Here is a 12391-nt window from a genome sequence, read left to right on the forward strand (position 1 = left end):
CGACCGAGTGAGGTGGATTACGATGCGCCCCTGGCAAATAATAGTAGTAACCGCAATAGTAGTTGCCGGGCTAGCATCAACATTGGCCTCTCATGAGCCGTTTGAGTCCAAACTGGTTCGGTTGGAAGCTCAGCGGGCATTGCCCTCGCTAGAGGCGTCGCTTCAGCAGGAAACACCGGAGCTCAATGCGCTGTTTCTCAGCTATGCTGACGATCAGGCGCTGTGGATGAGCGCCTCTTTGGCGATTTTGCGCCACGGTGATAGGGCCCGCGATGTATTAGTGGAGTACGGCTTACTGCCCGATTTTCAGCGAGTACTGGTGCGCTATGGGGCCGACGCCATAATGCCCATCAGCTACTTTCGTAGCCACGATGTGGCTACGCTAAGGGCGCAACACTGGGTCGGCGAGCGCTATCAGCAGGTTAGTCGTTGGTGGAGCGACGAAGAGGGAGAAGCGGATTCAGCGTTTACTCCTTATCGTCGCGGGCAGATGGGCATTGCGCTGCTGGATGCCAATGGCCACGCGCTGCTTAACCAGTTTGTGGTCAGTGAACAAGGCGAAGTGGAGTGGCTACAAGGTGAGCGTCTGGTGGCGGGCCTGGGCGATTTCTTCACCAGTGGGCTACGCGATTTGGAAAGCCAGTGGCGGCGGGGTGACGACATCGGCGCTGCCGATCTAGGCTGGGCCGGTGTCGATCTACTCGTGATGGCCAGCACCGTGAAGGTGCTGCGAGCAGGCAGGGCGGCTCGTGCTGCTCGAGTGGGCAGCGTGGAAGCGCAGGGTGCTCGGACGGGATTGCGCCAAGGCGCGTTAATGAGTGGCAGCGGGCGTTTTGCGGCGTTGCCACGTATGGCCAAAGTTGCCGCTGTGGCGGGTACTGCCTATGTAGTGGTTCGCCATCCAAGCCTTGTGAGCGCACTTGGCGCTAACCTCTCTGGCTGGCTTGGCTGGCCAGTTTGGTTTGGCCAGTTTCTTATCTGGCTCGTCGTGCTACTGCCAGTACTCTTCATTGCTCGCTTTATCTACCGTTGGTTACTCACGCCGATACTGTGGCTGCTGGTGCCACTGATGCGGGTATGCTTTAGGACGGCAAATAATCAGTTGGCCAGGCGTACCAAGCCTCAGACCCGTGACCTTGGTTGACGCGTGGAGAGAAAGTAGCTGTTAACGTAAACGGGGCGGCCTCAGAGGCCGCCCCGTTTATCATTTTATCTACATTTACCTACGCTAAGGGTTATTCTGGCAGCGCGTAAACCGCGACCTGATCCCCTACCTGATCTTTGAGGATAGTATTGCCGCCGCCAATAAAGGCGACGTATTGGCGTCCCTCATACTCATAAACCGCAGGGTTGGAGACAGAAGGTGCTTCGACCTGATCCGTCCAGAGTTCCTCACCGGTTTCAAGCGAGTAGGCACGGACCTTGGCATCCATGGATGCGCCGATAAAGACGATATTGCCCGCCGTTACCGCCGGACCACCAATGGTGGGTGAGCCCCAGCTATCGGGCATAAAGAACCCATGCTGCTGTGATGCACCCATTGGACGGCGCCATTTTACATCGCCAGTGGTCATATCCAGGGCCACCAGCTCGCCAAAGGGAGGCTCCCAGCAGGGCATTCCAAGCCAGTTCTGAGCGATTTCAAGCAGGATCCCGTAGGGAGCCCCTTCTTGAGAGGCAAAGCCACTCTCATTCCCTGACGCTCTGTTGGCTGATTCATAGGCTTCGCGATCATAGAGCTTCAGGGTTTGTACAATGTGCGAGGTATTAACGATGGCGGTTTGGCTTGCGGGATCAAACGCCACGCCACCCCACTGCACACCACCGGCTGTGATGGGGTAACCCATAGTCCCTGCGCCTTCAGTGGTGGGCGGGGTGTATAGGCCCTCATACCAGAGATCGTCCCACAGGGCGGAGCACTCCCCGAAACTTACGGCATCAGCCAACGCCCAGACCTCGGGCTTCTCGGACTGATCCAGCAGCGGCGCTGGTTTCGTCGGGAAGGGCTGGGTAGGCGCATAAACTTCACCTTCTACATTACCGTCGCCGCCGGGTACTGGGCGCTCTTCAATCGGCCATACGTCTTCGCCGGTTTCACGATTGACGACAAACAAAAAACCCATTTTAGTCGCCTGGATGAGCGCCGGTATCTCCTCGCCATCCACGGTAATGTCCATGAGTGTTGGGGCGGCGTTAATATCGTAATCCCAGATATCGTGATGCACCCACTGACGTGACCAGGCTACTTCACCGGTCTCGATATCCAAGGCGGTGGTCGAAGTCGCTAATGGTACGTCGTCGGTACGATTGCCACCCCAGAAGTTGGGCGACGGAGAAGACACGGGTAAATAGACTAAACCGAGCTCCTCGTCGGCGGACATGTGCGTCCACACATTGGCGGTACCGCTCTGCTCGCGTACCTCATCTGACAATGCCTGGAACGTCCATTCTCGTTCGCCGGTACGCGCATTGATCGCAAATACAGTGCCGGGCGGCGCTTGTTCATAGGCCCAGTCCATCCCCGCCCAACCAAGGATTAGGCGATCACCAACCACGGTGGGTGGCTGCAACAGCGACAGCGGCCACTTGTCGTTGGTGTCGTTCCACTGGTTGACGTCGAGCACGCCATTATTGGCAAAGCTTTCACACAGTTCGCCGCTATCAGCATCCAGAGCGAAAAGCTGGGCGTCCATGGTGCCCATATAAATAATTTTTTGGCAGGACTCGCCCTCCACAGGATCGTCGGCTTGCCAATAGGCAACGCCCCGATTCTTCAAAACAGGCTGGGTCAACGCTTCTAGAGAGGATTGTGTATCAAAACTCCACTTCTCTTCACCCGTGGCCGGATTGAGCGCCAGCACCCGATAAAAAGGGGTGCCGATATAGAGTGTGTCATTGGCAAATACCGGTGTGGCAGACCAAACGGTGGCTGGTAGTTCGCCCGAGCCATCGGCAACATCGCCCGTATGGATTTCCCACACTTTCTCCAGCTCACCTACATTGTCGGCATTGATTTGATTCAGAGGACTATATTTTTGCGCATTGAGCTGGCCATGGAAGCTATCCCAAGTGGGTTCATCGGGCACCAGCGGAATGGGCGTAGCGCTAATTTCTTCCTGTTGGGCACTGCTTTCCTGCTCCTCAGACTGCTCTTGAGCCGTGGGTTGCTCTTGCTCCCCAGGCTGCTCTTGAGCCAAAAGGGGCAAAGGGCTAAGGCAAATTCCCAGTGCAGTAGCCGTACAGCGTTGTTTAGTGGTGATCAAAGTCAGCATGGTAGGCTCCTTAGGCATGGGTGGCTCGGGCGTGATGCGACGGGCGAACCATATCGAGGATCAGCCCGATTAGGCCGATCACCATAGCTACGCAGACCCACCACTGGTGTAGCAGCATTGCAGCGAAAAAAGTGCCAGCAAGGCCTATCAGGGTAAGTACCCTTAGCGCGATGGATGCACCACGCCCTTTGACTACGGCAAGGAGAAGTGCCAACACCGCAAGAACGAGGCAGGCGACAATAGCGATTAACGCGCCAAGTGTTCCTGTCACCCCGGTTAACGGTGTGAAATAGGCATAAAGCGCAATAGCAAGCCCAGCAAGTGAGACTATCAAAACAATGATAGCGCCTACCCTGGAAGAGTTGGATGGCAACATAACGGTAAGGCCTCTGTGTGAGTGAGGTGCCTGACATTAAAGCTAAGTTAACGTCAGAAATCGTTAGCCCTATAAATTTAGCAGAGAACTAATATTTTTGGCTCTGTAAAGAGTTTTGAGTGCTCACAGGAAATAAGTAGCGCTACTTTTTTAACCAATGTTTATTTCTAATCGTTGGCACGCGCTGAGATGAGCGTGACGTTTGCCGGAAGTGGCTGGGTGTAGTGCTGAATTCGCGCTTGAAGGCAGTCGCAAAATTGGCGGCGCTCGCGTAGCCAGCAAGCGAGGCTGCTGTTTCTATGCTTACCCCTTGCGCTATAGCGTGCCGGGCCAGCGAAAGATGATAATGGCGTAAAAAACTGCCTAACGATTCCCCATACTGGCGATAAAAACGACGCTGAAGATTGCTTAAGCTCATGCCTAAATAGCTAGCCAAATCTGCTTGAGTCATTCGTTTCGCCTCACCGTTATCGATGAGGCTCATAAGAGTGGCTAAACGACGGTCTGACTTCTCCTGATGGGGAGGGGTAGGCGAATGGCTATTTTCAGTTGAGGACAGTTGCGCGCTGGCTAGTGCCTCGCCGGCCAAGGTCATTGCAAAGCCCAGGAGTTGAAGTCGGTGAGCAACGTTCTCTTTTGCTAACTGCTGCGGCGTGAAAAGCTGAGATGCTAAAGCGATCAAACCAGGCGAGGGCGCCCAGTAGTGAAGGTGGGGCAAACCATTGGGCGCTGCCATTAAATCGCTATGGCCATAGCGTGCTAACCAGTGTGGCGTAAGGCTAAGGGTCAGCGTGCGCTCAAACGCACCTGCTTGGCCAAGGCGCATAAAACTGGTCGCTGAAGGCAGGGCCACTAAAAGACCGGTATGAGGCGTTTGTGTGCCTAGTGTTTGAGGCCCTAATTGTACCTCAAAAGCGCCATAGCGCACCTGTACGGTTCCCTCAATTACCAAGGCGATCTTTATCCCTGCAGGCAATATTGCTTGGCTTTTCAAGCCAAATCGATCTTGGATGTCGGCCAGGCGTAGTTGCAACCCCGGCTCAAGTTCGCTGACCCACATACGTCCCGCTAAGGGTGCTGAGCGTTGGTCCCAGCAAGGTGCTTCCAGCCGCTGACGTTTGACCAGTGTTGCCGAGAGCTGCTGCAAATCGGCGGCGCTAATTTCTTGCTCGGTTGTCAGTTCGCCCACGCATGTCCTTTATGAAAGTGGTTCGCTTAAATCCTCGCTAGCTATCTGTTATAGCATTTTGCTGTGTTTGCAAAGCAAACCGCTATTTTCGCAAAGGCGAGGCGGGTTAAGTGATGCCATAATGCGCTGCCATAAGCTCTATTGCAATGAATTCTCATTCGCAAGTTGGTCAATGGTATCAGGGCACATAAGGGGACGCAGCATGGCATCTAAAGAAAAACTCATCCGACGTTCAGCGGTGATGATGGGCGGTTCGGCCGTTTTGTTAAGTTTCGCTCCCAGCGTTTTGGCTCAAGCGATTGAAGACGTGACACGGCTGGAACCTGTGACGGTGGAGGGTAACCGGCTTTATGAAATGTTGTCCTCTGAAGCCACCGGCGGTTATAGCGTCGACGCCGCCACTGTCGGCACTAAAACGCCTGCGTCGCTGCGAGATATACCGCAATCGGTTAGCGTCGTCACGCACGAGGCCATTGAAGATCAAAACTTTACCACGTTAGATGAGCTGGGGCGCCGGACGCCTGGGATGCGTGTGCTCACAAATGACAATGGCCGTTCATCCATTTACGCGCGTGGCTACGAGTACGATGAGTACAGCATTGACGGCCTGCCTGCTCCAATGACCAGCATTACCGGCTCCGTCCCCACGCTGGCAGCTTTTGATCGTGTAGAAATCATGCGTGGTCCTTCGGGCCTTTTTGATAGCACCAGTGAGATGGGTGGCATTGTAAATCTGGTGCGTAAACGCCCTACTGAAGATTTTCAGGGCCATGTAAACGGTAGCCTGGGAAGCGATCATCAGCGCTCTGCTCAAGTAGATTTATCTGGCCCCATTGCTACGAAAGGTCGGGTTCGTGGGCGATTAGTGATTGACCATACTGAACACAACCAGTTTGTCGACCACAATGAAAATGACCAAAATGATATTTATGCAGCGCTCGATATCGATTTGGATGAAGCAACAACGTTAGGTCTTGGCTATATCCATAATACTAAAGATATAGCGGTGAACAACGGCCATCCGGTCGGTAGTGATGGTGAACTGCTTTATGGGTCGCGCGCTGATTTCTACGGCGCTGATTGGAACGATTTTAATAGCCAATCCAATGATTGGATTGCTGAATTAACCCATCGGTTTGATACCGGCGGCTATGGCCGCTTGGCGGCGCGTTATTCGGATCGTAATGCTGACTATAATTACGCCTTCGGTGGAAGTGCACTGGATGCCGACGATACCCTCACGGTGGCGGGTACCGCTAGCGTTATTGATCAGCAGGCGCTGGCGGTGGATGCAAGCTACAGCCAGCCGTTTTCAGCGTTTGGTAACGTTAGCGAATTCGTCGTGGGTAGTGATTACAAACGCTTTGATACCGAAACGGAGTCAGGCAGCTCGCGTAGCGTGGCGGGTGGGCGTGTGACCCTAGAGGAACTGAACAATTTAGCATACGTCAACATTCTTGATGCAGCGCGTACCAGTGGGTCAGGCTACACCGATACAGCGACTAATCTTGAAGAGACGGGCCTTTACGCAAAACTGACGCTGCGCCCAGTGCAGCCGTTAGCGTTAATCGCCGGTGGGCGGGTAAGCCATTACGAGCTTGAATACCAGAACCGCTATGCAGTTACGGAACAGAACCGTAGTGACACGGAAATCACCCCCTATGCGGGGCTGGTGTTCGATATTGATAACGACCACTCCGTGTATGCCAGCTACTCACAGGTATTTAAGCCCCAAACGGAAAGCGATGTGAATGGGGACTTGTTAGCGCCGCGGGAAGGGGAACAGTATGAACTAGGCGTTAAGGGCAGTTACATGGGCGGCGATTTAAACGCCCGCGTCAGCGCCTTCCGCTTGTATGACGAAAACCGTGCCGCTGCGCCTGCAGATACGTCTGCCAGCTATTCAGAGTCAGTGGGTAAAATGCGGATTCAGGGAGCAGAGTTTGAAGTTACCGGAAGCCTAACCGACCAATGGGAGGTTATTGCCGGCTATACCTATCTGGATACCGAAGTAAAACGCAGTTCTTCAGCACGTGCAGACGGTATTTTTCTACTGATGCCTCATAACATCGTGAACGTATGGACGCAGTACGACTTCGCTGGCGATACCCTGGGCGGCTTGCGTATCGGCGGCGGCGTGACCGCCATGAGTGGTTTTGAGTCCAGCAGCGGGATCGAGGCGCCAGGCTATGCAGTGGTCGACGCCATGATCGCCTATGACTTCACCTCGCAGCTCAGTGGTCAGCTCAACATCAACAACCTGCTGGATCGCGATTACTATAACCGGGTAGGCGGCGTGAACACCTTCAACATGCCGGGGGCCCCGGCCAACATGGTGGCATCGCTACGCTATGACTTTTAATGGTGTGATCAAGCGCCACGGGAAACCGTGGCGCGCTTTTCGTTTTCAAACGGCTTATCGGCAACTGCGCCATTGGGCTTTTTTACTACTGTGCTGGATTCCGGCCATGGCTTATTGTTCGCTACCCGGTGAAGTAATACTGCCGGGCACCTCGGAATTTACGCTGGTATCACCCGAAACAGGACATGCTTACTTAATTCAGTTATCAGTGCCCGATGCACCACCCCCAGAAACCGGCTATTCCGTACTGTACTTACTGGACGGTAACGCTCGCCTTCCGCTGTTACAAGCCGCACGCGATACACTAACGCGCAGAGGGCCGGAAGGCGCGGGCAGCCCGCTACTGATTGTGGCGATTGGCTACCCTGAAACAAGCCGTTTTAATATGGACCGACGCAGTGAAGACTTTACGCCTTCCGTACCCCATGGCCACGATACCGTTAGCCAAAACCAGCAGAGACCACAGGCCGGTGCGGAACGCTTTCTTGCGTTTATCGAAGAACACCTAAAGCCTGAAATCAATCGGCGCTTTGCTTTAGATAGCGATCAAGAAGCGATATTGGGTCATTCATTAGGTGGACTCTTTGTACTTCATGTGCTTCTCAACCAACCAGCAAGTTTTGATAATTACATAGCGATTAGCCCATCGCTTTGGTGGTATGGCGAAAAGCCGCTTGATAGGCTATTTAATCAAGACTCAGCGTTAGCGGGTATACCTAATGGCACTCGTCTTATGATTGGCGTGGGCGAACAGGAGCAGCCTGCCTTTGATCACCATAACGAATCCGAGCGCGCCAGACGGCAGCGCGCTCGGGGAATGGTCGATAATGCTCAAGGCTTTGCCAAATGGCTCTCTAACCAGCGAAGCATGGAAGTACGCTTTACGCTCTATCCGGGAGAGAACCATGGCAGCGTCATGTGGCCCGCCACACGACAAGCGCTTGAGTTTTTGGATAAATAAACGTTATTTAGCAGCGAGTTTTTTGAGCCACCCCCGCCAGCCACCAAACTCGGTAATATCTTCTGCCTCGCCCCCTTCATTGAGTGCGCCTGCAGTGCAAATAAAGCCGCACTTCCAACTGCCGTCGGCGAGCTCCACCTGGCCTAAACCGAGCGGTGCGGGTATGCCAGCTAAAAAACTGCCGAGGGTTTCAATAGGCAGGCGCCATACTTCCACTTCAATCGCTTGGCCTTTGTCGTCCCGCAGCATCGCCGGGCGCTTGGGTGGCCCGCCCGCCAGCGCAAACAGCTTATAGCGCGGTGCGCTTTGGGTGATGCTAACCAATACGCCACCCCGCTGGGTGAGCTGATGATTAAGCGGCAGCCCTTTTAGGTGCGCACCGCACACTACTAATTCCATACTGCCATCTTGGGCAGAAACGGGGAGTTCCGCTAAGGGCAAGTGGGGAATACCGGTTGCGCCTAAGGGCAGCATCAGGCGCGCTTCCAGGGCGCGAGCAAGTGACAGTAACGTTAGATCAGCGAATACCGGCCCAAAGAGCGTGATGCCTACCGGTAAGTCCTGTTCGCTAAAGCCTACCGGCACGGCCAGGGCGCTGTAGTCGAGTAGGTTCATAAAGTTGGTCCAAGTGCCCAGGCGGGAGTTAACACCGATAGGGTCTGCCGCCACCTCATCCTTGCTGGGGTGGGTAACCGTGGTAGGCGTGAGCATCACATCTACCTGTCCGATCAGCGCGTCGGCCTGGCGCTTGTACTCAGCGAGCTTATAGCGCGCATCAAAGGCGTCTACCGCTAGCGGCGTGGCGCCCCCCTGGGTGATTTGGAAAGTCACCGGGTGCACTGCATCCGGGTTGCTCTCCATCAGTTCACGGATCACATGGTAGCGTTCGGCCACCCAAGGCCCTTCGTAAAGCAAGCGTGCTGCCGCCAGTAACGGCGAACAATCCAGCTCAACTTTTTCACCGCCAAGAGCTTCAAGCTCAGCAATCGCCTGATGCATGCCTTGGGTATAGGCCATATCGGTTTGCCACTGGGATTCCAGCGGAACCCCAAAGTGAAACGCGGCGGGCGCTTTTCCGTAGCGTCTACCGAGTACGGCAAAGTTATGCTGGCGGGACCAGGCGCACTGGTCATCATAGACAGCGGTAATCTCCAGCAGCTTGACGCTGTCGTCAGCGGTGAGCGCAAACAGGCTAATGGTATCCAGTGTGGCGCAGGCGGGTACCACACCGCGGGTGCTAAGCAGCCCCAGGCTGGGTTTAACGCCATATAAGTTATGGAAACAGGCGGGCACACGGCCGGAACCGGCGGTATCGGTGCCCAACGCAAAGCTCACCATGCCAGCCGCCGTTACCACTGCCGAACCGCTGCTAGAACCGCCGGGCACCAGCGTTGAGTCAAACGCATTGGCAGGCGTGCCGTATACTTCTAGCGCGCGCTCGCCTACTAAGCCCGTTGCAAACTGATCCAGATTGGTTTTACCCATGGGAATCGCGCCCGCATCAATTAACTGTTGCACTACAAAGGCGTTTTCTGTGGGCGTATAGGCATACGCCGGGCTGCCTGCTGTGGTTGGGATCCCTGCTAGGTCAATATTGTCCTTCAGCGCAAAGGGAATGCCGTAAAGCGGCAGGGTTTCTGGCGACTCGCCTTTCAGGCGCTGCAAGTAGGGTTCCAGCTGTTCTCGCGTCAGGCGAGTAATCCAGGCGGGGTCTTGGCCGTTGCTTTCGGCTTGTGTGAGTAGCTCGTCGATTAATGCGGCAGGTGTGAGTTCACCCTGCTGGTAGGCGGCGTGCAGTGATTCGATGGTAAGTGAGTAGCGCATCGTGTCTTCCTTGCTCAGAGTCTGTTTTCATCAATGCTGTTTTTTAAATTCTGTGCTCTTCAATGTAATGCTGGGTGCTAATACTGACCTGCATAACATGCGAGCGTGTGGCGCGGGCGGCAGCTTCGCCATCGCCTTCTAGAATGGCGGTGACAATGGCGTCGTGCTCTTGCCAGGAGAGGCTGGGACGTTGTGGCATACGAAACTGCGCTTTACGGAAAGGCTTTAATCGGCTTCTTGTCGCTAGGGCCAAATCGCGCAGGTAAGGGCTATGGCTGCCTTCATAGAGATGCGTATGAAACTCATGGTTAAAGGCTTCGTAGTCACTGGTGGTGCCGTCGCGCACTATGCGTAAGGCATCTTTATGAAGGCGTTGAAGGGTTTTGCGCTCCTCAAGCGTCATTCGCAGTGCGCAGAGGCGGGCGCAGGCGGCCTCCAGTTCTGACATGGCTTCGTACATCGCCAGTAGCAATTCATCGGTGATGTTGGCGACCGTTACGCCACGGTTGGGACGCTTTTCGACCAGCCCCATAGCCGCCAGATGGCCAAACATCTCGCGTACCGGTGTGCGTGATACGGCAAAGCGCTCTGCAATTACCCGTGCATCCAACTTGGTACCCGGCGCGATGTCACCGCTGATAATCTCATCGGCAAGGATGCTAAGCATGTCGTCGACCGTAGTGCCTTCGCGTAACTTGGCTGGGCTTATGGCAGAAAGATTTTTCATAAAGCGGTCACTGGTGGGTGGGCAGAACTGGAGTGGATAGAGCTTGCTTGAGCCGGTGGGTGAGGAATCGCGTTAAGTAGCGCTCGCGTATAGGCGTGACTAGGCTCGCTCAGCAGTTTCTCAGTAGGGCCTTCCTCAACGATTTTACCTGCTTGCATCACCATCACACGGTCACATAACAATCGAACGACATTGAGATCGTGACTAATAAAGAGATAGCTCATATTGAGCTGCTCGCGCAGGCTCGCCAATAAGTTCAGCACGACTGCCTGAACAGAGACATCCAGCGCAGCGGTGGGCTCATCAAGAATCAGCAGCTTGGGTTCCAGGGCGATTGCTCGGGCAATACCAACTCGCGCCTTTTGCCCTCCAGAAAGTTGATGGGGAAAGCGGTCTAAAAGGTGGGCAGGCAAACCAACACGCTCAGCAAGCACGGATACCCGAGTGTTAAGTTCCTGGCGGTTGAGCTGGTCAAGCCTGCGCATAGGATCCTCTATTGAACGTCGGGCGCTCCAGCGTGGGTTAAGGCTATCCGTCGGGTCTTGAAACACCATTTGCAGTTTGCTGCGCAAGGGGTGATGAGCAAACTGCTTCGCGCTGATAACGGCAATATCGCTACCGGCGAACGTTAGCGCACCGCTAGTCGGATCCAGCAGGCGCATAATCATCGCTGAGGTGGTTGACTTGCCGCAGCCGCTCTCACCGACGAGTCCAAGGCTTTCGCCCTCGTGCAGGGTAAAGCTTAGATTATCCACTGCCCGCACTTCGTTAGCGGCCGAGCCAAAGGCTTTAACCAGGGAATCTACTTCAAGCAGCGGTGGGCCAATGGGCTGGCGCTTGGTGCTGGCACGGCGCTCATCATCGGCGGGTAGAAGATCGGCTACCTGGGAGTCAAGCCTGGGCGTGGCGCGCATTAAGCGCTGGGTATAAGGGTGCTGCGGGGATGCAAAGAGCGTTTCGACCGCAGCGGACTCTACGATTTCGCCTTTCTCCATCACCACAATCCTATCGCAGTAGCAGGCGGCTAAGCCCAAATCATGGGTAATCAGCAGCGTGGCCATCTGCCGCTCGGCGGCCAACTCGACGATCAAATCCATCACCGCTTTTTGCGTCGTCACATCAAGCCCCGTGGTGGGCTCGTCAGCAATAAGTAGTTGGGGGCGGCAGGCCAGAGCAATGGCAATCACAATGCGCTGGCACATGCCGCCAGAGAGCTCAAATGGGTAGGCGTGGTAGCGCTGTTCAGGATCACGAATGCGCACGGCTTGCAGCATCTTGATGGCTTTGCCGCGGGCATTCCCCCGTGTGGCCAGGCCGTGTTGAATCATCACATCTTCAATCTGTCGGCCAACGGCACGAATTGGGTTAAGGGCCGCGCGAGGGTTCTGAAAGATCATCGACATTTCACGCCCGCGCAGCTCACTCATGGTGCGTTCATCTGCGCCACCCACATCAACGCCACCAAATACAATACTGCCGTCGGCAATGCGCCCTGCACGATCAAGAATGCGCAGCAGGGCATAGGAGGTCACGGATTTGCCGGAGCCCGATTCACCCACAATGCCTAACGTCTCGCCTTTATTAATACTGATGTCGACTTTTTTAACCGCCGTGACGGTGCCATTACGGGTGGCGAATTCAACCGTTAAATCACGAATATCGAGCAGCGGGATAGCCATA

9 protein-coding genes are annotated in these 12391 nt (G+C 55.0%); 3 read left to right on the forward strand and 6 right to left on the reverse strand.

Annotated elements, in window-relative coordinates; translation table 11 throughout:
- The first annotated feature begins 22 nt into the window (after positions 1 to 22).
- Positions 23 to 1144: a hypothetical protein gene (locus ACXUPB_RS08055; RefSeq protein WP_179914776.1), complete on the forward strand. Its 1122-nt coding sequence runs from the start codon at positions 23 to 25 to the stop codon at positions 1142 to 1144.
- A gap of 91 nt (positions 1145 to 1235) precedes the next feature.
- Here the strand turns inward: ACXUPB_RS08055 and ACXUPB_RS08060 are convergent, their stop codons facing one another.
- The 3 genes from ACXUPB_RS08060 to ACXUPB_RS08070 form a co-directional block, all read right to left on the reverse strand.
- Positions 1236 to 3272 carry a pyrroloquinoline quinone-dependent dehydrogenase gene (locus ACXUPB_RS08060; protein WP_339933858.1) on the reverse strand — a complete coding sequence of 679 codons (2037 nt, stop codon included), beginning with the start codon at positions 3270 to 3272 and terminating at the stop codon, positions 1236 to 1238.
- A 10-nt stretch (positions 3273 to 3282) separates the two neighbouring features.
- Positions 3283 to 3648, reverse strand: a complete 366-nt coding sequence (locus ACXUPB_RS08065) for a hypothetical protein (RefSeq protein WP_035566476.1) — start codon at positions 3646 to 3648, stop codon at positions 3283 to 3285.
- 142 nt (positions 3649 to 3790) lie between these two features.
- Positions 3791 to 4837: a helix-turn-helix domain-containing protein gene (locus ACXUPB_RS08070; RefSeq protein ID WP_035566474.1), complete on the reverse strand. Its 1047-nt coding sequence runs from the start codon at positions 4835 to 4837 to the stop codon at positions 3791 to 3793.
- A 202-nt stretch (positions 4838 to 5039) separates the two neighbouring features.
- Here ACXUPB_RS08070 and ACXUPB_RS08075 point away from each other — a divergent pair, with 202 nt between their 5' ends.
- Positions 5040 to 7199, forward strand: coding sequence for a TonB-dependent siderophore receptor (locus ACXUPB_RS08075; protein WP_179914778.1), 2160 nt, complete (start codon positions 5040 to 5042; stop codon positions 7197 to 7199).
- Positions 7189 to 8160 carry an alpha/beta hydrolase gene (locus ACXUPB_RS08080; protein ID WP_052703769.1) on the forward strand — a complete coding sequence of 324 codons (972 nt, stop codon included), beginning with the start codon at positions 7189 to 7191 and terminating at the stop codon, positions 8158 to 8160. Before ACXUPB_RS08075 ends, ACXUPB_RS08080 begins: the two co-directional genes overlap by 11 nt.
- Positions 8161 to 8163: 3 nt before the next feature.
- On the opposite strand, the gene atzF is transcribed toward ACXUPB_RS08080, so the two are convergent.
- From atzF to ACXUPB_RS08095, 3 genes are read right to left on the reverse strand one after another with little or no spacing between them, the layout of a single operon-like run.
- Positions 8164 to 9984: an allophanate hydrolase gene (gene atzF, locus ACXUPB_RS08085; protein WP_179914779.1), complete on the reverse strand. Its 1821-nt coding sequence runs from the start codon at positions 9982 to 9984 to the stop codon at positions 8164 to 8166.
- A 43-nt stretch (positions 9985 to 10027) separates the two neighbouring features.
- Positions 10028 to 10711: a GntR family transcriptional regulator gene (locus ACXUPB_RS08090; RefSeq protein ID WP_179914780.1), complete on the reverse strand. Its 684-nt coding sequence runs from the start codon at positions 10709 to 10711 to the stop codon at positions 10028 to 10030.
- Positions 10708 to 12390, reverse strand: a complete 1683-nt coding sequence (locus ACXUPB_RS08095; RefSeq protein ID WP_179914781.1) for a dipeptide ABC transporter ATP-binding protein — start codon at positions 12388 to 12390, stop codon at positions 10708 to 10710. The genes ACXUPB_RS08090 and ACXUPB_RS08095 overlap by 4 nt, the downstream gene beginning before the upstream one ends.
- Position 12391: the final 1 nt, after the last annotated feature.

This window comes from Vreelandella sp. DA03-1M, from assembly GCF_055725665.1.

What these genes read in the sequence shown, in the direction of transcription:
- ACXUPB_RS08055 (WP_179914776.1), top strand. Translation starts at nt 23, where the DNA reads ATGCGCCCCTGGCAAATAATAGTAGTAACCGCAATAGTAGTTGCCGGG.
- ACXUPB_RS08060 (WP_339933858.1), bottom strand. Translation starts at nt 3,272, where the DNA reads ATGCTGACTTTGATCACCACTAAACAACGCTGTACGGCTACTGCACTG.
- ACXUPB_RS08065 (WP_035566476.1), bottom strand. Translation starts at nt 3,648, where the DNA reads ATGTTGCCATCCAACTCTTCCAGGGTAGGCGCTATCATTGTTTTGATA.
- ACXUPB_RS08075 (WP_179914778.1), top strand. Translation starts at nt 5,040, where the DNA reads ATGGCATCTAAAGAAAAACTCATCCGACGTTCAGCGGTGATGATGGGC.
- ACXUPB_RS08080 (WP_052703769.1), top strand. Translation starts at nt 7,189, where the DNA reads ATGACTTTTAATGGTGTGATCAAGCGCCACGGGAAACCGTGGCGCGCT.
- atzF (WP_179914779.1), bottom strand. Translation starts at nt 9,984, where the DNA reads ATGCGCTACTCACTTACCATCGAATCACTGCACGCCGCCTACCAGCAG.
- ACXUPB_RS08090 (WP_179914780.1), bottom strand. Translation starts at nt 10,711, where the DNA reads ATGAAAAATCTTTCTGCCATAAGCCCAGCCAAGTTACGCGAAGGCACT.
- ACXUPB_RS08095 (WP_179914781.1), bottom strand. Translation starts at nt 12,390, where the DNA reads ATGGCTATCCCGCTGCTCGATATTCGTGATTTAACGGTTGAATTCGCC.